Origin of the sequence: Thalassococcus arenae (genome assembly GCF_019104745.1) — a bacterium.
Taxonomy (GTDB): Bacteria; Pseudomonadota; Alphaproteobacteria; order Rhodobacterales; family Rhodobacteraceae; genus Thalassococcus_B; species Thalassococcus_B arenae.
On sequence record NZ_JAHRWL010000001.1, the window covers coordinates 1879515 to 1899273 of the forward strand.

General features: G+C 65.9%; 20 protein-coding genes and 1 riboswitch. Of the genes, 13 read left to right on the plus strand and 7 right to left on the minus strand.

Annotated elements, in window-relative coordinates:
- Positions 1 to 102: 102 nt before the first annotated feature.
- From KUH32_RS09335 to KUH32_RS09375, 9 genes are all read left to right on the plus strand, one after another.
- Complete coding sequence (locus tag KUH32_RS09335) at positions 103 to 435, plus strand: DnaJ family domain-containing protein (RefSeq protein ID WP_217777758.1); 333 nt, start codon at positions 103 to 105, stop codon at positions 433 to 435.
- A 140-nt stretch (positions 436 to 575) separates the two neighbouring features.
- Positions 576 to 887 carry a co-chaperone GroES gene (locus tag KUH32_RS09340; RefSeq protein WP_217777759.1) on the plus strand — a complete coding sequence of 104 codons (312 nt, stop codon included), beginning with the start codon at positions 576 to 578 and terminating at the stop codon, positions 885 to 887.
- Positions 888 to 932: 45 nt separating this feature from the next.
- Positions 933 to 2576 carry a chaperonin GroEL gene (gene groL, locus KUH32_RS09345; RefSeq protein ID WP_217777760.1) on the plus strand — a complete coding sequence of 548 codons (1644 nt, stop codon included), beginning with the start codon at positions 933 to 935 and terminating at the stop codon, positions 2574 to 2576.
- Between the two features lie 317 nt (positions 2577 to 2893).
- Positions 2894 to 4012, plus strand: coding sequence for a DUF8173 domain-containing protein (locus KUH32_RS09350; RefSeq protein WP_254899012.1), 1119 nt, complete (start codon positions 2894 to 2896; stop codon positions 4010 to 4012).
- Positions 4013 to 4051: 39 nt separating this feature from the next.
- A complete protein-coding gene (gene rnhB, locus KUH32_RS09355; RefSeq protein WP_217777761.1) occupies positions 4052 to 4678 on the plus strand; it encodes a ribonuclease HII in 627 nt (208 codons plus the stop codon).
- Positions 4679 to 4767: 89 nt separating this feature from the next.
- A complete protein-coding gene (locus KUH32_RS09360; RefSeq protein ID WP_217777762.1) occupies positions 4768 to 5874 on the plus strand; it encodes a site-specific DNA-methyltransferase in 1107 nt (368 codons plus the stop codon).
- 170 nt (positions 5875 to 6044) lie between these two features.
- Positions 6045 to 6290 carry a DUF6525 family protein gene (locus tag KUH32_RS09365; RefSeq protein WP_217777763.1) on the plus strand — a complete coding sequence of 82 codons (246 nt, stop codon included), beginning with the start codon at positions 6045 to 6047 and terminating at the stop codon, positions 6288 to 6290.
- Positions 6291 to 6334: 44 nt separating this feature from the next.
- Positions 6335 to 7204, plus strand: a complete 870-nt coding sequence (locus tag KUH32_RS09370; protein WP_217777764.1) for a DMT family transporter — start codon at positions 6335 to 6337, stop codon at positions 7202 to 7204.
- Positions 7205 to 7301: 97 nt separating this feature from the next.
- Entirely contained in the window at positions 7302 to 9167 is a 1866-nt protein-coding gene (locus KUH32_RS09375) for a methyl-accepting chemotaxis protein (protein ID WP_217777765.1), read from the plus strand.
- 2 nt (positions 9168 to 9169) lie between these two features.
- Here KUH32_RS09375 and aroC read toward each other — a convergent pair whose 3' ends face one another.
- A complete protein-coding gene (gene aroC / locus KUH32_RS09380; protein WP_217777766.1) occupies positions 9170 to 10279 on the minus strand; it encodes a chorismate synthase in 1110 nt (369 codons plus the stop codon).
- A gap of 93 nt (positions 10280 to 10372) precedes the next feature.
- Positions 10373 to 10475: riboswitch (TPP riboswitch) on the plus strand.
- 40 nt (positions 10476 to 10515) lie between these two features.
- Here aroC and KUH32_RS09385 point away from each other — a divergent pair.
- Genes KUH32_RS09385 through KUH32_RS09395 form a run of 3 tightly spaced genes read left to right on the plus strand, consistent with a single transcriptional unit; the run spans position 10516 to position 13677 of the window.
- Positions 10516 to 11496, plus strand: a complete 981-nt coding sequence (locus KUH32_RS09385; RefSeq protein ID WP_217777767.1) for a thiamine ABC transporter substrate-binding protein — start codon at positions 10516 to 10518, stop codon at positions 11494 to 11496.
- The gene (locus KUH32_RS09390) at positions 11472 to 12989 is read left to right on the plus strand and encodes an ABC transporter permease family protein (protein ID WP_217777768.1); all 1518 of its coding nucleotides are present in this window, start codon (positions 11472 to 11474) and stop codon (positions 12987 to 12989) included. Before KUH32_RS09385 ends, KUH32_RS09390 begins: the two co-directional genes overlap by 25 nt.
- Complete coding sequence (locus tag KUH32_RS09395; protein ID WP_217777769.1) at positions 12976 to 13677, plus strand: thiamine ABC transporter ATP-binding protein; 702 nt, start codon at positions 12976 to 12978, stop codon at positions 13675 to 13677. Before KUH32_RS09390 ends, KUH32_RS09395 begins: the two co-directional genes overlap by 14 nt.
- A gap of 54 nt (positions 13678 to 13731) precedes the next feature.
- Here KUH32_RS09395 and KUH32_RS09400 read toward each other — a convergent pair whose 3' ends face one another.
- From KUH32_RS09400 to petA, 3 genes are read right to left on the minus strand one after another with little or no spacing between them, the layout of a single operon-like run.
- Complete coding sequence (locus tag KUH32_RS09400) at positions 13732 to 14529, minus strand: cytochrome c1 (protein WP_217777770.1); 798 nt, start codon at positions 14527 to 14529, stop codon at positions 13732 to 13734.
- Positions 14530 to 14545: 16 nt separating this feature from the next.
- On the minus strand, positions 14546 to 15889 hold the full coding sequence (gene petB / locus KUH32_RS09405; RefSeq protein ID WP_217777771.1) for a cytochrome b: 1344 nt from the start codon (positions 15887 to 15889) through the stop codon (positions 14546 to 14548).
- Positions 15890 to 15900: 11 nt separating this feature from the next.
- The gene (petA, locus tag KUH32_RS09410) at positions 15901 to 16479 is read right to left on the minus strand and encodes a ubiquinol-cytochrome c reductase iron-sulfur subunit (protein WP_217777772.1); all 579 of its coding nucleotides are present in this window, start codon (positions 16477 to 16479) and stop codon (positions 15901 to 15903) included.
- A gap of 219 nt (positions 16480 to 16698) precedes the next feature.
- Between petA and KUH32_RS09415 the strand changes: the two genes are divergently transcribed.
- Positions 16699 to 17361, plus strand: coding sequence for an outer membrane protein (locus KUH32_RS09415; protein WP_217777773.1), 663 nt, complete (start codon positions 16699 to 16701; stop codon positions 17359 to 17361).
- 54 nt (positions 17362 to 17415) lie between these two features.
- Here KUH32_RS09415 and KUH32_RS09420 read toward each other — a convergent pair whose 3' ends face one another.
- From KUH32_RS09420 to KUH32_RS09430, 3 genes are read right to left on the minus strand one after another with little or no spacing between them, the layout of a single operon-like run.
- Positions 17416 to 18021 (minus strand): glutathione S-transferase, encoded by a 606-nt coding sequence (locus tag KUH32_RS09420; protein ID WP_217777774.1) that lies wholly within the window; start codon positions 18019 to 18021, stop codon positions 17416 to 17418.
- 49 nt (positions 18022 to 18070) lie between these two features.
- Positions 18071 to 18997, minus strand: coding sequence for a tyrosine recombinase XerC (locus tag KUH32_RS09425; protein ID WP_217777775.1), 927 nt, complete (start codon positions 18995 to 18997; stop codon positions 18071 to 18073).
- Positions 18994 to 19701 carry a DUF484 family protein gene (locus tag KUH32_RS09430; protein WP_217777776.1) on the minus strand — a complete coding sequence of 236 codons (708 nt, stop codon included), beginning with the start codon at positions 19699 to 19701 and terminating at the stop codon, positions 18994 to 18996. Before KUH32_RS09430 ends, KUH32_RS09425 begins: the two co-directional genes overlap by 4 nt.
- Positions 19702 to 19759: the final 58 nt, after the last annotated feature.

A 19759-nucleotide genomic window follows, 5' to 3' on the forward strand; every position in this document is an offset into this window, starting at 1 on the left:
CCGGAGCCGGGTAGCGATAGGGGGCGGGACCGGGAAAAAGAATCGATCCGGATGGGCCGTCAAGATGTTTACGTAACGTCATCCAGTCCCCATATTGGGGTCATGCCAAAGCTTGCACCGCTCACCGAACAGCAGATCCAGAAGGCCCGGCCTGCCGGCCGGTTCGATGCGCTGGAAGGCGCGGGCAAGCCTTTGCCCGACCGGCCCGGCAACGCGTTCGTATCGGCCGGTGCTGCGGACGGGTTCCGGTTCATGGCGCAGGCCGGCGTGGTGCCCGAGGAGATCGCGGTGAAGAAACAGATCGCCGCGCTGCGGGCCCGCCTCGACGCCACGCGCGACCCCTGCGCCCGGCGCGAGGCGATGGCCGAACTCGCACGGTTGCAGATGCGGATGGCGATCGCCTCGGAAGCGCGCCGTCGCTTTCTTCGCGACTGAAATTTCCTTTTCCGCACTGTTGACAGCGCTGTGCCGCTTCCTTACATCCGGCGCGTTGGCACTCGTGAGGAGTGAGTGCTAACGATCCTTCGGGGAGCGAGGGATCCGGATCGAAAACCTTTGAGCTAGGAGCTGCAAAGATGGCATTCAAACCGCTGCATGACCGCGTACTGGTCCGCCGCATCGAAAGCGACGAGAAGACCAAGGGCGGTCTGATCATTCCCGACAGCGCCAAGGAAAAGCCGGCAGAAGGCATGGTTGTCGCTTGTGGCGAAGGCGCACGCAAGGACAGCGGCGAGCTGATCGAGATGGGCGTCAAGGAAGGCGACCGCATCCTGTTCGGCAAGTGGTCGGGCACCGAAGTTTCGATCGACGGCGAAGAGCTGCTGATCATGAAGGAAAGCGACATCCTCGGCATCATCACCGATGCGAAGGCCGCGAAAGCCGCCTGAATCCCGGTCGTGATCGCCAACCAGACTTTTCAAGGAGAGTAAGCGATGTCTGCAAAAGACGTGAAATTCAACACCGACGCCCGCGGCAAGATGCTGAAAGGCGTCAATATCCTGGCCGATGCGGTCAAGGTGACCCTGGGCCCCAAGGGCCGCAACGTGGTTCTGGACAAGTCGTTCGGCGCGCCGCGCATCACCAAGGACGGTGTCTCTGTCGCCAAGGAAATCGAACTGGAAGACAAGTTCGAGAACATGGGCGCGCAGATGGTCAAGGAAGTGGCTCAGCGCACCAATGACGAGGCCGGCGACGGCACCACCACCGCCACCGTCCTGGCCGCCGCCATCATCCGCGAAGGCATGAAGTCGGTCGCAGCGGGCATGAACCCGATGGACCTCAAGCGCGGCATCGACCTGGCCACCGCCAAGGTCGTGCAGGCCATCAAGGACGCCGCCCGCCCGGTTTCCGACAGCGCCGAGGTTGCCCAGGTCGGCACCATTTCGGCCAACGGCGAGGCCGAGATCGGCCGCCAGATCGCCGATGCGATGCAGAAGGTCGGCAACGAGGGTGTCATCACCGTCGAAGAGAACAAGGGCCTCGAGACCGAGACCGACGTCGTGGAAGGCATGCAGTTCGACCGCGGCTACCTGAGCCCCTACTTCGTGACCAACGCCGACAAGATGACGGCCGAGCTCGAAGACTGCATGGTTCTGCTGCACGAGAAGAAGCTGTCGTCGCTGCAGCCGATGGTTCCGCTGCTCGAGCAGGTCATCCAGTCGCAGAAGCCGCTGCTGATCATTGCCGAGGACGTCGAAGGCGAAGCGCTGGCCACCCTGGTGGTCAACAAGCTGCGTGGCGGCCTGAAGATCGCCGCCGTCAAGGCGCCGGGCTTTGGTGATCGCCGCAAGGCCATGCTGCAGGACATCGCGATCCTGACCGGTGGCCAGGTGATCTCGGAAGACCTGGGCATGAAGCTGGAAAACGTCACCATCGACATGCTGGGTTCGGCCAAGAAGATCTCGATCACCAAGGACGAGACCACCATCGTCGACGGTGCCGGCGAGAAGGCCGAGATCGAAGCCCGCGTGGCCCAGATCCGCACCCAGATCGAAGAAACCACCAGCGATTACGACCGTGAAAAGCTGCAGGAACGCGTGGCCAAGCTGGCTGGCGGTGTCGCCGTCATCCGCGTTGGCGGCATGACCGAGGTCGAGGTGAAGGAGCGCAAGGACCGCGTCGACGACGCGCTGAACGCCACCCGCGCCGCCGTGCAGGAAGGCATCGTTGTCGGTGGCGGCGTCGCCCTGATCCAGGGCGCCAAGGCACTGTCCGGCCTGGAAGGTGTCAACAGCGACCAGAACGCCGGTATCGCCATCGTGCGCAAGGCGCTGGAAGCCCCGCTGCGCCAGATCGCCGAAAACGCCGGTGTGGACGGTTCGGTTGTGGCCGGCAAGATCCGCGAAAGCAACGACAACAAGTTCGGCTACAACGCGCAGACCGATGAATATGGCGACATGTTCAAGTTCGGCGTGATCGACCCGGCCAAGGTTGTCCGCACCGCGCTGGAAGACGCGGCTTCGGTTGCCGGTCTGCTGATCACCACCGAGGCGATGGTGGCCGACAAGCCCGCCAAGGAAGGCGCAGGCGCCGGCGGCGGCATGCCCGACATGGGCGGCATGGGCGGCATGATGTAAGGCGACTTCGCCTGGAAAAGTCTGCCAGACAACGGCAGTGCAAAGGCGCCTTCGGGCGCCTTTGTCATGTGCGGGTTTTCGTTTCGTGATGCCCGGCTGGCCGACCGGGGCAGGGCGCCGGGCGGCAGTCCGGTGTCACACGAGCCGAGCCGTCGGAACGACTGTCGACAAAGGTGCTTTCGGGTGCCACTGCGCGTTTCGACGCTCAAACTTCGGGCAGTTTTCGGCGCGATCGCGCCGCACTTGATCCGCCGCAACGGCCGATGCGGCGCGATGCGGTAGGGTTGCCGTGTTTCAACATGAAAAGGGAGAGGGCGATGCGACTGATCCCCCTGATGACCAGCCTGGCGCTGGTGGCGGCGCCGCTGGCGGCCGAAGACAGCGAGACGTTCCTGTTCGGTGGCGACGTGTTCCGTGCCGGACAGACCGTGATGATGGATGTCGCCGATGCCGATGACGTGTTCCTGGCCGGAGAGACCGTTTCAGTGACCGCGCCGATCACCGGCACGGCGCATATGGCCGGGCGCTGGCTGACGCTGCGCGCAGCGGTCGGTGACGGGCTGTATGCGGCGGGCCAGACCCTGAGCGTCGAAGCGCCCGTCACCGGAGACGCCTCGCTGGCCGGGCAGAAGATCGACATCCGCGAACCGGTTTCCGGCGACCTGCGGGTCTTCGGTTCGGAAATCACCATAGACGCGCCGGTTGCCGGATCGCTGGTGGCCGCCGGTGAATTCGTGTCGCTGAACGCGGCCGTCGATGGCGACATGGCCGTCACGGCGCGCAGCCTGGATTTCGGAACGGGCGCGGCGATTGCCGGCCAACTGATCCTGTTCGAAGAAGATCCGGGCACGCTGGAGATCCCGGAAAGCGTCGCGCCGGCGGACCGGATCGACCGCCGCGAGATCGAAGCCTGGGAGCGCGATTACGCCCGCTACAACCCGGTGCGGCCGCGCAACGTGGTGCTGTCCTTCCTGACGGGTGTGCTGATCGTCACCGTCGTGGCGGCCGCCGTGGCGGCATTGGCGCCCGAAACCATGGCGCGGTTGCGCCGGACGGTGCTGGATGCTCCGGGCCGCAGCCTGGCGACCGGCTTCGTGACCGTGTCGGCCCTGGTCGGGTCGGGGATCGTTCTGGGACTGACCCTGATCGGGCTTCTCCTGCTGCCCGCCGCGATCTTTCTCGCGCTGGCCGCCGGCTTTGCCGGCTATGTCATCGGCGCCTATGCGCTTGGTGTCGGTATCCTGTCGGCTTCGGGGCGGCATGATCCCGCCAGCACCGGCGACCGGGCGCTGGCGGCGGGTGTGGGCGCATTGGCGGCCGGGCTGGTCGGGCTGGTGCCGTTCGTGGGCTGGCTGGCGATGGTGGCGCTTGTGCTGGCGGGGGCGGGCGCGCTGTGCATCCAGATCCTGCGGCCGCGGCTGTTCAGCCCTGTCTGAGGACTTGTGCCGGACCGGGCGTTGCGCTTTCTAGGCGTCATGGCCGGGCCCGACACGACATTCGAGACACCGTTCTGGCAGGCCGGCAAGCTGGTCGCCGGGGTCGACGAGGTGGGCCGCGGTCCGCTGGCCGGGCCGGTTGTGGCCGCGGCGGTGCTGCTGGACCCCGCGCGCATCCCCGATGGCCTGAACGATTCCAAGACACTGAGCGCGGCACGCCGCGACACGCTGGCCGTGGCGCTGCAGGATTGCGCGACGGTGTCCGTCGCACAGGCCAGCGTCGAGGAGATCGACGCGATCAACATCCTGCAAGCCAGCCTGCTGGCCATGCAACGCGCGATCGACGGGCTGCCGCGCGTTCCCGATCACGTGCTGGTCGACGGCAACCGTTTGCCGCGCCTTGCCATGCCCGCCACGCCGATCGTCAGGGGGGACAGCCGGTCGGTATCGATCGCCGCGGCGTCAATTGTGGCCAAAACGTGGCGGGATCGTGTCATGAAAGAGATCGCGACACAGTTCCCGGGTTACGGATGGGAAACCAACGCCGGATATCCGACGAAAAGTCACAAAACCGCGCTTCAAAATCTGGGGATAACCCCTCACCATAGGCGGTCGTTCAAACCCGTGTACAATATCTTGTATCAAGAGAAAAACGTAACCGACTGATTCAAAAAAGAAATTGACCGGGATTCGGCTTTGACTCAGATTCGTCTCAACCAACGAGGGTGAAAACACCCCGGGGACAGAGGCAGACGATGACCAAGATGACGAACGTGTCGGGGGCCAAGGCCCTTCCGCTGAATACGATCCTGTCCGGCGATTGCGTCGAGGTGATGAACGGTCTTCCCGAGGCATCGGTCGACCTGGTCTTTGCGGATCCGCCCTACAACCTCCAGCTCAAGGGCGAGTTGCACCGCCCCGACAATTCCCGCGTCGATGCCGTCGACGATCATTGGGACCAGTTTTCCAGTTTCGCCGCCTACGATGCGTTCACCCAAGACTGGTTGAAGGCGGCGCGCCGGTTGCTCAAGCCCGACGGGGCGATCTGGGTGATCGGCTCTTACCACAACATCTTTCGGGTCGGTGCCGCGCTGCAGGACGCGGGATTCTGGATCCTGAACGATGTGGTGTGGCGCAAGTCGAACCCGATGCCGAATTTCCGCGGCAAGCGGTTCACCAACGCGCACGAGACGATGATCTGGGCGTCGAAATCCGAAGGCGCGAAATACACCTTCAACTACGAGGCGCTGAAGGCGCTGAACGAAGGCATCCAGATGCGCAGCGACTGGGTCCTGCCGATCTGCAACGGCGGCGAGCGGCTGAAGGACGCCAATGGCGACAAGGCGCATCCGACGCAAAAGCCCGAGGGGCTGCTGCACCGGGTGCTGGTCGGTTCGACCAGGCCGGGCGATGTGGTGCTCGACCCGTTCTTCGGCACCGGCACGACCGGGGCGGTGGCCAAGATGCTGGGCCGCGACTGGATCGGGATCGAGCGCGAGGCCGGCTATCGCGAGGTCGCGGCCAAACGCATCGCCAAGGTTCGCGCGTTCGACAAGGGCGCGCTGGAGGTCAGCCAGTCGAGACGGTCCGAGCCGCGCGTGCCCTTCGGACAACTGGTGGAACGCGGCATGCTGCGCCCCGGCGAGATGCTGGTCAATGCACGCGGCCAGATGGCCAAGGTGCGCGCCGATGGCACGCTGGTGGGCAATGACGTGACGGGATCCATCCACCAGGTCGGCGCGCAATTGGAAGGCGCGCCCAGCTGCAACGGCTGGACCTACTGGCATTTCCGCCGCGACGGCAAGGTGGTGCCGATCGACGTGCTGCGCCAGCAGATCCGCGCCGAAATGCGCGAGACGTGATTTCCGGATAACCACAAGTCAACCGCCCGTGCCCTGTACCGCACAGGGGCACGAACTCGCCCCGTCTGATCCGTCAGGCGGGGCTTTTTTCCTGTTGGACATACGGTTGCCCTTGCGCCCGGATTTCCGCCGAGTCAGAATGGAATTGTTATGTTATCACGTATTGATCCATGTCCCAGGTTCGCTCCAGCCTTGCGCGCCATCGCCGTCCCGGCAACGATCTGACCCGTTTCGACTCGCTGCCCGCGCCGCTGCGTCGCTGGATGGCACAGGCGGCCTTGCCATGGTCTGCGCGGTCGTGCTGGCGGATCTGGTCGGATGTGCACCGCCGGGGCGGCGGCGAGCGGGAAGCCCTTGAGCGTCTGGCGCTGGCCGAAAGGCGCACCCTGCAGCGCGACACGCTGAGCGGCCATTGACGCGGCGTCTTGTCGTTCCGACGAAATCCACCTAGGCGGTCTGCATGGATATGCGCGCGATCTTTCTGGGGCTGGCCTTTGCGTTGATGTGGTCGTCGGCCTTTACGTCGGCACGAATCATCGTCGCGGCCGCGCCGCCGATGTCGGCCTTGTCACTGCGGTTTCTGCTGTCGGGGCTGATCGCCATCGGCCTGGCACTGGCCCTGGGACAGAGCTGGCGGCTGACCCGGTCGCAGTGGCGGTCGACCGTGGTGTTTGGTATCTGCCAGAACGCGCTTTACCTTGGTCTCTATTTCATCGCGATGCAGACGATCGAGGCGTCTCTGGCGGCGATCATCGCCTCGACCATGCCGTTGCTGGTGGCGCTGTCGGGCTGGCTGTTGCTGGGCCAGCGCGTGGCGCCGCTGGGCCTGGCCGGGTTGGTGGCCGGATTTGCAGGTGTGGCGCTGATCATGGGCGCGCGGCTGCAGGGCGGGGTCGACGGTCTGGGCGTGGTGCTGTGCGTGGTCGGGGTCAGCGCGCTGACGGTGGCCACGCTGGCGTTGCGCCACGCGATGTCGGGCGGCAACCTGCTGATGGTGGTCGGCTTGCAGATGCTGGTGGGCAGCGCCGCGCTGGCGGGGCCGGCCCTGCTGACCGAGACGTTCGTGGTCGACTGGTCGTGGACCCTTGTCGCGGCCTTCGCCTATACCACCCTCGTGCCGGGGCTGGCCGCGACGGTGGTCTGGTTCCTGCTGGTCAACCGGATCGGCGCGATCAAGGCGGCGACCTTTCATTTTCTCAACCCGTTCTTCGGCGTGGCGATCGCAGCGGTCTTGCTGGGGGAACGGTTGGGCGCGCTTGATCTGGCCGGCGTGGCGGTGATCAGTTTCGGAATTCTCGCCGTTCAGTTGTCGCGGGTACCGCAAGCCTGAACTGTCCTGTTGTCGGATCGTGTCCGGAACGAGCGGTTTGTTAACCCGCGCGCGCTATGCCGCTTTCCGTAGCGGTATGCAATCAAGAGGCAGCGACATGAAGCGGTTTTCGATCCGGGCGCAGGTCTTTGTTCTGTCGGCGGCGTTCATCGGCGTTCTGATGGTGACGGGGGCGCTGCTGCTGCGGGCCATGGACCGGCTGGATGCCGGCGTGTCCGACACCTCTGCGGTCATTCGGGAACGGATCGCCTTGGCCGAGGTGGCCGCCAGCATCGACCAGGTTCTGGCCGCGGCCCTGCTTGCCGATATCGGCGCCGAAGGATCGATGGACGGCTTGCGGGACCGCCTGACCGACGCCTCATCGGCAGTCGCCGTCGCTGGGTCCACCATCCAAAGCAACACCGGCGCGGGCGATTTCGAAAGCCGTGCGCTCCAGGAACTCGAGACATTGTCGGCGGATCTTGCCGCCTTGTCCGACGGCATGCAGGCGCTTGCGGCGGCGGATGCCTATGAACGCTCTTTCGTCATCCAGGGCGATGTCGTGCAGCGCTTGCTGGGGCATGGCACGGAGCTGGCGATGCTGAAGTCGGAAATCGATGCCCATATGAACACCGCCCTGGCCGACATGCAGTCGATGCTTTCGGCCACGGAACGCAATTCGAGCCTGGTTTTCGCCACGGCCGTGCTGGCCGGGATCGGACTGGCTTATGTTTTCGGGCAGATGCTCTCAAGGCCGATCATCCGCATTGCGCGCAGCGTCGATCGGCTGGCCTTGCGCGACTACGAAACCAACATCTCGGGTATCGGTCGATCCGACGAATTGGGGCAGATCGCGGCCAGCCTCGCGGCCTTGCGCGACCGTCTGGCGGCGGCGGATGCCGAGGCGGAAACGGAACACTGCCGGAACGAACGGCGCGCCGCGTTGTTCGCCCGTATCGGCGAAGCGATGGAAGACCTCAGAAACGGTGTCCTGACAGGGCATATCGACCCGCGGGACTGGTCCGACCTCGACGAAGGCTACGTCCGGCTATGCACCGATTTCAACGCCTTGTCGGACGGCTTGTCGACGCTGGTCGACGCCCTGCGCGACAGCGCCGCGCAGGTCGAGGACAGCGCACGCGGGCTGTCCGACATGGCGACCGACATGTCGCACCGCACCAGCGACCAGGCCGCGACGCTAGAACAATCGGTGGCCGCGCTTACCGAGCTGTCGGTCAGCGTGCAATCCACGGCGCAACGCGCGCAGGAGGCCGATGCCCAGGTGCAGGCAGGGCGCAAGCGGGCCGAGAAGGGCGGTGCGGTGATGCAGAAGGCGCTGGATGCGATGGGGTCGATCTCGAAATCCTCGGCCCATATCACGCAGATCATCGGTGCCATCGACGACATCGCGTTTCAGACCAGTCTTCTGGCGCTCAACGCCGGCGTCGAGGCCGCCCGCGCGGGCGAGTCCGGCAAGGGGTTCTCGGTCGTCGCTTCGGAAGTGCGGTCGCTCGCGCAGCGCGCCTCGGATGCGGCGCGCGAGATCAAGACACTGGTGTCCAACTCGTCGCAGCAGGTGCGCGACGGCGAGAAGCTGGTCGAGGAGACGGGCGCGACCCTGGTCGAAATCGTCGGCGACGTGACCGAGGTTTCGGGGCTGATCGCCGAGATCGCCGCAGCCGCGAAAGAACAATCGGCGGGCTTGCAGGAAATCAGCAGTGGCGTGGCGAACCTGGACAAGGCGACACAGCAGACGGCGGGCATGGTGCGCGACACCACGACCGCCAGTCAGATGCTGGGCACCGAAGCCGAAAAACTGACCGGGATGCTTGCGCGGTTCGCCGGTGAGACGCCGGCCGATCCCGACCATTCCGACGCCGTCGCGCTTTTCGCATCGCCGGCCCCGACCGAACCGGTGGTGCCGGTGCCGATCTCACGAAAGCCGAGCTTTGCTGCAGGCGGCGAGGTCTGGTCGGAGTTCTGAACCTATCGCGCGGGCCCGATGCTGCCGCCCGCCGCACCGATCTGTCCGCGATGCAGCAGAACGTGGTCGAGCAGGACGCAGGCGGCCATGGCTTCGCCGACCGGCACGGCGCGTATGCCGACACAGGGGTCGTGGCGACCCTTGGTGACGATCGTCGTATCCTCGCCCGACCTCGTGATCGTCCGGCGCGGGGTCAGGATCGACGAGGTCGGCTTGACTGCGAAACGCACCACGATGTCCTGGCCTGTCGAAATGCCGCCCAGGATGCCCCCGGCGTGGTTCGAGTTGTAGACCGGGCCGTCCGGGCCCATCGTGATCTCGTCGGCGTTTTCGCTGCCGGTCAGCGCCGCCGCCGCCATGCCGTCGCCGATCTCGACGCCCTTTACGGCGTTGATGCTCATCATCGCCGCCGCCAGGTCGGTGTCGAGCTTGCCATAGACCGGTGCGCCCAGACCGGCCGGGGCGCCGCGCACCGTCACCTCGATCACCGCGCCGACGCTGTCGCCCGACTTGCGCAGCCCGTCCAGGTATTCGGCCCAGTCCGCGGCAGCCTGTGCATCGGGGCACCAGAACGGGTTGCGTTCGATCTCCGCGGCGTCGGCGCGCGACCGGTCAATTCCGTGCGGACCCATCGCCACCATGTAGCCCGAAATCGACAGCCCAGGCACCAGCGCCGCCAGCGCCGCCCGGGCCAACCCGCCCGCAGCCACGCGCGCCGCCGTTTCGCGCGCCGAAGATCGCCCGCCGCCGCGATAGTCGCGGATGCCATATTTCTGCCAATAGGTGATGTCGGCATGGCCGGGGCGGAATTTTTCGGCGATATCGCCGTAATCCTTGGACCGCTGGTCGGTGTTCTCGATCATCAGTTGCACCGGGGTGCCGGTGGTCTTGCCTTCGAACACGCCCGACAGGATGCGCACCGCGTCCGGTTCGCGCCGCTGGGTGGTGTACTTGTTCTGGCCGGGTTTGCGCCGGTCCAGCCAGTGCTGCAGCATCGCTTCGTCGACGGCGATGCCCGGCGGGCAGCCATCCACCGTCGCACCCAGGGCCGGCCCGTGGCTTTCGCCCCAGGTGGTCACGCGGAACAGATGGCCGAAGCTGTTGAGGCTCATGAACGCTCTCCCTTGGTCGCAGACCAGTTAGGCCAGCGCGTCCCGTGTCTCAAGCGAATTCGCTTGAACCGGACCGGACCGCGCCCTAGCTTGCATCTCACCTCGGGGTGCCCGGCAAACGGGCTGAGATGCGCGATGCAAACCCGTTGAACCTGAACCGGTTAACACCGGCGGAGGGAAGGTCACGGGTCATTCGCCCATCTCCTGCCCTCTCGCCGCAGATAAGGAGATGACCCTTGAAGGCACTCACATTTGCAGCGGGATTTCTGGCCGCCAGCGCCGCGCTGGCCGACGAGACCGTGCTGACAGTCTACGCGCCGGACTACTTCACCTCGGAATGGGGCCCGGGCCCCAAGATCGAGGAAATGTTCGAGGCGCGCTGCGGCTGCGACCTGCAATTCAAGCCCGGCGACCTGCTGCCGCGCATCCTGCTGGAAGGCGAACGCACCGAGGCGGACGTGGTGATCGGGCTGAACACCGATGTCACCAAGCAGGCGCGCGAAAGCGGGCTGTTCGCGCCGCACGGACAGGACCTGTCGCCGCTGACCCTGCCGGTGGCCTGGACCGACGACACGTTCCTGCCCTTCAACTATGGCCACACCGCGTTCGTCTACAACACCGAACGGCTGGCGCAGGCGCCCGCCAGCTTCGACGACCTGCTGAATGCGCCGGATGACCTCAAGCTGGTGATCCAGGACCCGCGCAGCTCGATCTCGGGCCTGGCGCTGGTGCTGTGGGTGCAGGCGGTCTATGGCGACCGTGCGCAGGAGGCCTGGGCGAAACTCGCGCCCAAGGTGCTGACCGTGACCAAGGGCTGGTCGGAAAGCTATGGGCTGTTCACCGATGGCGAGGCCGACATGGTGCTGAGCTACACCACCTCGCCCGCCTATCACATCATCGCCGAGGGCGATCTGACCAAGAAGGCGGCGATCTTTCCCGAAGGGCACTATTTCATGGTCGAACTGGCGGCTAGGACAGCGACCACCGACGTGCCGGAACTGGCCGAGGATTTCCTGGCCTTCATCCTGACCGAAGACTTCCAGTCGATGATCGCCACCGGTAACTGGTCGATCCCGGCGGCGCTGTCGGCGGACAAATGGCCCGAGGGCTTCCGGCAACTCGACCTGCCGGAAACGGTGCTGTTCTACTCCGAAGACGAGGCAGCGGCGCTGCGGGACCAGGCGATCGAGGCATGGCGTCAAGGCCTGTCGCAGTAATCGCCGCCCTGGCGGTTGCGGGGCTCACGCTGGGCCCCGTGGCCGCCGTGCTGGCGCGTGCGGGGGGCTGGGCCGCGCTTGGCCCCGGCGATCTGGATGCGCTGCGGTTCACGGTCTGGCAAGCGTTGCTGTCGGCGCTGTTCAGCGTGGCGCTGGCGATCCCGGCCGCCCGGGCGCTGGCGCGGCGCCGCTTTGCCGGGCGGGGCTTGCTGGTGGCGTTGCTGGGGGCGCCCTTCATCCTGCCGGTGATCGTCGCGGTGTTGGGGCTGATCGCGGTCTTCGGCCAGAACGGTCTGCTGAACGGCGCATTGCGCGCCGCCGGACTGCCGACAGTGTCGATCTATGGTCTGCACGGCGTGGTGCTGGCGCATGTCTTCTTCAACCTGCCGCTGGCGACGCGGATGATCCTTCAGGGCTGGCTGGCGATCCCGGCCGAACGGTTCCGGCTCGCCGCATCGCTGGGGCTGACGCCGGGGGCGCTGTTCCGCATGCTGGAATGGCCGATGCTGCTGCGCATCGCGCCAAGCGCCTTTGCGGTGATCTTCGTCATATGCCTGTCGAGCTTTGCCGTGGCGTTGACGCTGGGTGGCGGTCCGCGGGCGACGACGGTGGAATTGGCGATCTACCAGGCGGTGCGGTTCGAATTCGATCTGGGCCGTGCCGCGCTGCTGGCGGTGATCCAGCTGGGATTGGCGATGGCCGCCGGGCTGGTGGCGCTGGTGCTGGCGCGGGGCACCGGGTTCGGCGCCGGGCTGGACCGGCAGGTCGCCCGATGGGACGGGCAGGGCCGCGCGGCGCGACTGGGCGATGCCGCCTGGATCGTGCTGGTCGCGGCGTTCCTGTTGACGCCGCTGGCGATGGTGGTGGCGCGCGGCGTGCCGGGACTGGGCCAATTGGGCGCCGACGCCTGGGAGGCGGCGCGGCATTCGCTGCTGGTGGCGCTGGCCTCGACCGCGCTGTGCCTGGCCTGGGCACTGCCGCTGGCCACACGGCGGGGCGAGGTTCTGGGACTGGCCGGCATCGCGGTATCGCCGCTGGTGATCGGCACCGGGCTGTTCCTGATCGTGCGGCCCTTCGCCAATCCCTTTGCGCTGGCGCTGCCGGTCACGACTCTGGTCAACGCGCTGGTTGCGCTGCCCTTTGCCCTGCGCATCCTGGCCCCGCAGGCCGAGGCAGTGCGGCGCGATTTCGGGCGCCTGTCGGCCGGCCTGGGCCTGACGCCGCTGGCCTGGCTGCGGCTGGTGCTTCTGCCGCGCCTGCGCCGCCCGCTGGGCTTTGCCGCCGGGCTGACGGCGGCGCTGTCGATGGGCGATCTGGGGGTCATCGCGCTGTTCGGCGATCCGGATCGCGAGACGCTGCCCCTTCATGTCTACCGGCTGATGGGCGCCTACCGCACCGAAGCTGCGGCAGGTGGGGCGCTGGTGCTGCTGGCGCTGAGCCTGGGACTGTTCTGGGCCTTCGACAGGGGAGGGCGCGTCGGTGCTGAGGCTTGACGGTGTCCACTACACCGAAGGGGATTTCCACCTGACGGCGGATTTCGCGCTGGCGCCCGGCGAACGGGTGGCGATCATCGGGCCGTCCGGCGCGGGCAAGTCGACGCTGATGGACCTGATCGCGGGTTTCCGCCAGCCGGATCGCGGCCGCGTGATCTGGCAGGACCGCGACATCACCGGCGATCCGCCGAACCGCCGTCCCGTGGCGATGCTGTTCCAGGAAAACAACCTGTTTCCGCATCTCGACCTGGCGCGCAACCTGGGACTGGCGCTGCATCCCGACGGGCGCAGGCCGCGCGGCACAGACCTGCACGGGATCGAGACCGCACTGGCGCGCGTGGGGCTCGAGGGCATGGCGGGACGCAAGCCGGGGCAGTTGTCGGGTGGCCAGCAAAGCCGCGCGGCGCTGGCGCGGGTTCTGCTGCAAGCCCGGCCGATCCTGGCGCTGGACGAACCCTTTGCCGCGCTCGGCCCGGCGCTCAAGGCCGAGATGCTGGCGCTGGTGGCCCAGGTCGCGGGCGAAATCGGGGCGCTGAGCTTGCTCATCACCCACGACCCGCAGGATGCGCGGGGCTTTGCCGCCAGAACGGTGCTGATCGCCGATGGAAAGGCGCACCCGCCACAGGCGACCGAGGCGTTGTTCGCCGACCCGCCACCGGCCCTGCGCGCCTATCTGGGAACGGCGTGAGCCAATGAAAAAGCCCCGCGCGATGGCGGGGCTTTTCGGTTCTGTCCGGCGATATCAGGCCTTGCGCTTGATCGGCGCCCAGATCCGCTTGTTGGTCAGGTACAGCAGCACCGACAGCACGGTCAGGAACAGCACACCGACGAAACCGGCCTGCTTGCGCGCCATCATCTTGGGCTCGGCCGTCCACATCAGGAAGGCGGCGACGTCTTCCGAGATGTGGTGCAGATCGGTGGAATGGCCGTCGGCATATTCCACGTCATCGCCATACAGCGGCGGTGCCATCGAGATCCAGCCGCCCGGGAAGGCGGTGTTCTCGTACAGGATCGTGCCGGCCTCTTCCTTTTCCTCGCCGGTATAGCCGGTGAGCAGCGAGGCGATGTATTCCGCGCCGCCCATGCCCTTGAAGAGCTGGTTCAGGCCCAGGCCATAGGGGCCGTGAAAGCCCGCACGGGCCTTGGCCATCAGCGACAGGTCGGGCGCGCCCGCGCCGGTCACCTTGGGGAAGTTGTCGGTCGGCCGCGCCGGGCGGAAATCGCCCTCGCCGTCCAGAAGCTCCGGGTCCCAGACCTGGAAATTCTGTTCGGCATAGGCGCGCACCTGGTCTTCGGGCAGGTGCGGGCCGCTGTCGTCGGCCAGGGTGCGGATCGGCACGTATTGCAGGCCGTGGCAGGCCGAGCAGACCTCGGTAAAGACCTGCAGGCCGCGCTGAAGCTGCGCCTGGTCATAGGTGCCGAACGGGCCTTCGAACGAGAACTCGAAGTCCTCGACATGCGCTTCGCCGCCGGCGGCCATGGCACCCGAGGTGCCAAGCGCCAGGATGGCCGCGACCGAAAGGGTCAGGTTCTTGAGCATTGTCAGTGATCCTTTCTTATTCGGCCGGGGTCGGTGCGGCGGCACCGGCCTCACCCTTGGCGGGGTAATGCGCGTCGAAATCTTCCTCGATCGTCGCGGGCTGCGGCAGCGGTTTCTCGATCACGCCCAGCAGCGGCAGGATCACCAGGAAATAGGCGAACCAGTAGGCCGAGGCGATCAGCGAGAAGGTCGCATAAGGCTCTTCTGCCGGCATGGCGCCCAGCCACATCAGCACGAAGAAGTCGATGACCAGCAGCCAGAACCACCACTTGAACATCGGGCGATAGCGGCCCGAACGAACCGACGAGGTATCGAGCCAGGGCGCCAGCGCCATGACCGCGATCGCACCGAACATCGCCAGCACGCCGAAGAACTTGGCGTCGATGATGCCGCCGGTCACGAAGGACGCGATCTGCACGATCCAGACATCGGCGGTGAAGGCGCGCAGGATCGCGTAGAAGGGCAGGAAATACCATTCCGGCACGATATGCGCGGGCGTCACCAGCGGGTTCGCTTCGATGTAGTTGTCGGGGTGGCCAAGGTAGTTCGGCATGAAGCCGACGATGGCGAAGAACACCGCCAGGATCACCGCAAGGGCGAACAGGTCCTTGATGACGAAATAGGGCCAGAACGGAACCGTGTCCTTTTCGGCATCGGCCTTGGAGGTCCGGCGCACTTCAACGCCCGTGGGGTTGTTGTTGCCGGTGGTGTGGAAGGCCCAGATATGCACTGCGACCAGGCCCGCGATGATGAACGGGAACAGGTAGTGCAGCGAGAAGAAGCGGTTCAGCGTGGCGTTGTCCACGGCCGGCCCGCCCAGCAGCCAGGTCTGGATCGGCTCGCCGATGAACGGGATCGCGCCGAACAGGCCGGTGATGACGGTGGCACCCCAGAACGACATCTGTCCCCAGGGCAGCACGTAGCCCATGAAGGCCGTGCCCATCATCAGCAGGTAGATCAGCATGCCGATGATCCACGTGATCTCGCGCGGGGCCTTGTACGAGCCGTAGTAGAGACCACGGAAGATGTGCGCGTAGACCGCGATGAAGAACAGCGAGGCACCGTTCATGTGCAGGTAGCGCAGCATCGCGCCGCCGTTCACGTTGCGCATGATGTGTTCGATCGACGCGAAGGCGTAATCGACATGCGGCGTGTAGTGCATCACCAGGACGATCCCGGTGATGATCTGCAGCGCCAGGCAGAAGGTCAGGACGATCCCCCAGATCCACATCCAGTTCAGGTTCTTGGGCGTGGGGATCATGATCGTGTCATACAGCAGGCCGACGATCGGCAGCCGCGAATGCAGCCACTTTTCGCCACCTGTCTTGGGTTCGTAATGGTCGTGCGGAATACCAGCCATCTCTCAGCTCCTTATCCCAGCAGGATCGTTGTTTCGTCGACGAATGCCGCCGGGGGGACCGGCAGGTTTTCCGGGGCGGGGCCTTTGCGGATGCGGCCCGACGTGTCGTAATGCGAGCCGTGGCAGGGGCAGAACCAGCCGTTGTATTCGCCCGCGCCGTCGCCCAGCGGGACGCAGCCGAGATGCGTGCAGACGCCCTGCATCACCAGCCATTCGCCGGTGTTGTTGCCTTCGAAATCCGCCAGCGAGCGGTTTTCATCGGCGGCATCGGTGCCCGGCTGGTTGGCGTTGCGCGACATCGGGTCGATGGCCAGTTCGGCGACATCCACGGCGCGCGCTTCCTCGATCTCGGCCGTTGTGCGGCGGCGGATGAAGATCGGCTTGCCCAGCCATTTCACCGTCAGTTGGGTGCCTTCCTCGATACCCGACACGTCGACGCGAATGGTCGAAAGCGCCAACACGTCCGCGGACGGGTTCATCTGGTCGACCAGCGGCCAGACCGCCGCACCGGTGGCGACGGCTCCGGCGCCTGCCGTGGCATAGTAGAGAAAATCCCTACGCGTGCCCTGTTGATCGTCTGCATGTGACACGGGGCTACTCCCTTGTTCTGGGCCAGTTTCCGGCCGGAATACGTGCAAAGGCCGCATCGCGGCGGCCTATTGATGGGGCTAAATAGCGGGGTCCCCGCCTACCGTCCAGCATCCAAATACACCTTTACCGAAAGGGCGCGGTTGTGTCGCGGTTGCAGCGAAACCGACCCGCACTTATGTCCCTGTCGAAACAAGCGGCAAACTGATACGATTCACGACATGAAACCGACGATTCTCGCTCTGATTGCCGCGGCTTGCCTGCCGCTCGCCGCACTGCCGGCAGCGGCTGAAATGGAGGTTTCGGTCTACACCGGCTGGCAAACGGCGCCGCACAGCCGCGTGTCGGGCGATTACCCCGGCGGCGGCAGCTACGATGCCCTGATCGGTTGGGAAGGCCGGTCGTTCGAGATGCCGCCCTATTACGGCCTGCGCGGCACCTGGTGGCGGACCGAAACGCTTGGCTTCGGGCTGGAATTCACCCATGCCAAGGTCTATGCGCCCGACGACGAAAAGGACGGGCTCGGGTTTTCCGATCTCGAATTCACCGACGGTCTGAACATCATCACAGTCAACGTCTTGCGGCGCTGGCCCGAGCAATGGGGCCGGGCAACGCCTTATGTCGGCGGCGGCCTCGGGGCGGCGATACCCCATGTCGATGTCGATTACCCGGCAACCGGTTCGGAAACCTACGAATTCCAGTTGACCGGACCGGCCGCGCGCCTGATGGCCGGTGTCAGCTATCCGATCAACGACCGGTTTTCGATATTCGGCGAATACCAGTTCACCTATTCGAGAAACGATGCCGATCTCGATGGCGGCGGATCGCTGAGCACCGACATCGTCACCAACGCGGTCAATGTCGGCCTGTCGCTGAATTTCTGACGCGCCTCCCATGCCCGCCTGTCGGGTGGTCCGCGTCGCCAGCCCTTGCCCGTGTCACGATGCCGGTTCGGTTGCCTGCATCGACGGACGGTCGGCGAAAGCGGCATACCACGCCGCAAGGCCGTCACGCCCGGTGCGCCAACCCCGCGCGGCGTGTCGGAAGTCGAGATAGCCGAGAGCGCAGCCGATGGCGATGTGCCCCATGTCGAAGCGGCCTTGCAGGTGGCTCAGCCAGCGCGTTTCAAGCGCGTCCAGCGCCCGGCTGACCTTGGCCCATTGGCCGTCCATCCATTCCTGCGATACTTTTTCCGAGGGGCGGAACCGCTCTTCGTAGACGATCAGCACCGCGGCTTCCATGATGCCGTCCGCCGTGGCTTCAAGCGTGAGGGTGTCCCAAAGACGGTTCTCGGGATAGAGAGCCGTTCCCGCGCGATGATCGAGATAGCGACAGATGACGCGGCTGTCATACAGCGTCGGTCCGTTTTCGCGGATGAGCGCCGGAATCTTTCCGACGGGATTGGCCGCTGTCAGTTTCGGATCGGGCGCCAAAGGCGAGGCCGTCACGTCGACCATCTCGACCTGGTCGAACTGGCCGGTCTCGTGCAGCGTCACCAATACCTTGCGGACAAACGGAGAAGGTCCGGCCTTGAGCAGTTTCATGGGGTTTCCTTTCGGTTGCGCCCAGCAAAGCAGAGGTCGGGTGAAAGCGTCAACCGGCCTTGGGGTGCGTTGCTTCGTAGACCCGCATCAGGTGGACCTGGTCGACCGCGGTGTAGGCCTGCGTCGTCGACAGGGACGCATGGCCCAAAAGCTCTTGTATCGCACGCAGGTCGCCGCCTGCCGCCAGCAAATGGGTGGCAAAGCTGTGGCGCAGCGCGTGCGGCGTGGCGGTGGCCGGAAGGCCCAGCTGCAAGCGCGCCTTTTCGGTGACTTTCTGGATCATCCGCGGGTTCAGCGCGCCACCGCGCGCGCCGCGGAACAGCGGCGCTTGGGGTTCGGGCGGGAAGGGGCAGAGGCGCAGGTACACGTCGATCGCCGATCGCGCGACGGGCAGCACCGGCACGATGCGTTCCTTGCCGCCCTTCCCGGTGATCCGCAGCGTTTCGCCCAGGGGCAGATCGCCACCGGTCAGGCCGAGCGCTTCGGAAATCCGCAGACCGCACCCGTAAAGCAGCGTCACCACCGCGGCATCCCGTGCGCCGATCCAGCCGTCGGCGGCCTGCGCCTCGACCACGCCGATGATTTCGCGCGCGGCGTCTTCGGACAGCGGCCGCGGCAGTTTCTTCTGGAATTTCGGCGCGCGCATGGACAGGACCGCGGTCGGCTCGAAGCCCTCGCGCTCAGCCAGCCAGCGGTAGAAGCTTTTCACTGCGGACAGTTTGCGCGCCACCGAACGCGGGCTGACCCCCTGACCGCGCAATTGGGCCATCCAGGCGCGCATGTCGGGCGTCCCGACCCGCGCCAGCGGCGCCAGCCCCTGCGGTTCGGCGTGATGCGCCGTCAGGAAAGCGATGAAATCCACCACGTCGGTGCGATAGGCCGTCAGGGTGTTGTCGGCGGCACCCCCAAGCGCGCGCGCCTGTGCAAGCCAGTTTTCCAGCGCGTCGCGCGCCGCGGGCGAGATCGCAAGGCTCACGACAGCCAGCGGCGCATCGTCCGTTCGAAGACGCCGGCGAAAAAGGCCAGAAGGTCTGTGCCCTGTGGCGGGGTGAACATGTGCGGGTCTTCCGATCCCATGACCAGCAGACCGGGCAGACGGCCAGGACCGAAATCAAGCTTCAGGCAGGCTTCGGACCGGATGTCGGCACCACAGGCGCCGTAGATCGTCGCGTTGCCCGCCTGCAACTGGCGCAGGGTGACCTGCCGCAACGGCGAATCGCGGCCATCGGCGAGATAGTCGGCGATGAAGCCCGGAGGAGCCACGGCCAGCACATCGCCCAGCTTCTTGAGGTTCGGATCGTCTTCCTGCTCGGGGCTTTCCAGCACGAGGCGCATCGCGTCCACGCGCAGGATCTGCGCAACCTCGGTGCCCAGGTCGCGCAGGAAGACCTCGAAATCCAGCGGGTCGAGCATCCGCAGCACGGCTCGGTGCACCTGGTTCGTGCCGGCAAGATTCTCATAGGCCGCGGCGATGACGGATCGATGCGTGTCTTCCAGCCGGTCCAGCCGTGCCTCGAGCCGTTCCATGGCTATGCCACGCAGGTCGACGATGTTGCCGCCCATGCTGCGTTCGTTGCCGGCGATCAGCGCATGCATCAGGTCGGGGTCGTCGAGGATCATGTCTGGGCGCGAGATGATTTCCTCGCGCAGGGTCTCTTCGATTCGTCGACTGCTGCTCATGCCTGCCTCGGTCCGGTTGTGCCGCCTGCGTCGCCCGTGTCCGGGCCCGCGGTTTTTC

Bases quoted from the DNA above. Each gene is read 5' to 3' on its own strand.
- KUH32_RS09370 (WP_217777764.1), top strand. From the start codon at position 6,335: ATGGATATGCGCGCGATCTTTCTGGGGCTGGCCTTTGCGTTGATGTGG.
- KUH32_RS09335 (WP_217777758.1), top strand. From the start codon at position 103: ATGCCAAAGCTTGCACCGCTCACCGAACAGCAGATCCAGAAGGCCCGG.
- rnhB (WP_217777761.1), top strand. From the start codon at position 4,052: ATGGCCGGGCCCGACACGACATTCGAGACACCGTTCTGGCAGGCCGGC.
- aroC (WP_217777766.1), bottom strand. From the start codon at position 10,279: ATGAGCCTCAACAGCTTCGGCCATCTGTTCCGCGTGACCACCTGGGGC.
- KUH32_RS09360 (WP_217777762.1), top strand. From the start codon at position 4,768: ATGACCAAGATGACGAACGTGTCGGGGGCCAAGGCCCTTCCGCTGAAT.
- KUH32_RS09400 (WP_217777770.1), bottom strand. From the start codon at position 14,529: ATGCTCAAGAACCTGACCCTTTCGGTCGCGGCCATCCTGGCGCTTGGC.
- KUH32_RS09430 (WP_217777776.1), bottom strand. From the start codon at position 19,701: ATGAGCAGCAGTCGACGAATCGAAGAGACCCTGCGCGAGGAAATCATC.
- KUH32_RS09340 (WP_217777759.1), top strand. From the start codon at position 576: ATGGCATTCAAACCGCTGCATGACCGCGTACTGGTCCGCCGCATCGAA.
- KUH32_RS09415 (WP_217777773.1), top strand. From the start codon at position 16,699: ATGAAACCGACGATTCTCGCTCTGATTGCCGCGGCTTGCCTGCCGCTC.
- KUH32_RS09375 (WP_217777765.1), top strand. From the start codon at position 7,302: ATGAAGCGGTTTTCGATCCGGGCGCAGGTCTTTGTTCTGTCGGCGGCG.
- KUH32_RS09350 (WP_254899012.1), top strand. From the start codon at position 2,894: ATGCGACTGATCCCCCTGATGACCAGCCTGGCGCTGGTGGCGGCGCCG.
- KUH32_RS09390 (WP_217777768.1), top strand. From the start codon at position 11,472: ATGGCGTCAAGGCCTGTCGCAGTAATCGCCGCCCTGGCGGTTGCGGGG.
- petB (WP_217777771.1), bottom strand. From the start codon at position 15,889: ATGGCTGGTATTCCGCACGACCATTACGAACCCAAGACAGGTGGCGAA.
- groL (WP_217777760.1), top strand. From the start codon at position 933: ATGTCTGCAAAAGACGTGAAATTCAACACCGACGCCCGCGGCAAGATG.
- KUH32_RS09420 (WP_217777774.1), bottom strand. From the start codon at position 18,021: ATGAAACTGCTCAAGGCCGGACCTTCTCCGTTTGTCCGCAAGGTATTG.
- KUH32_RS09365 (WP_217777763.1), top strand. From the start codon at position 6,045: ATGTCCCAGGTTCGCTCCAGCCTTGCGCGCCATCGCCGTCCCGGCAAC.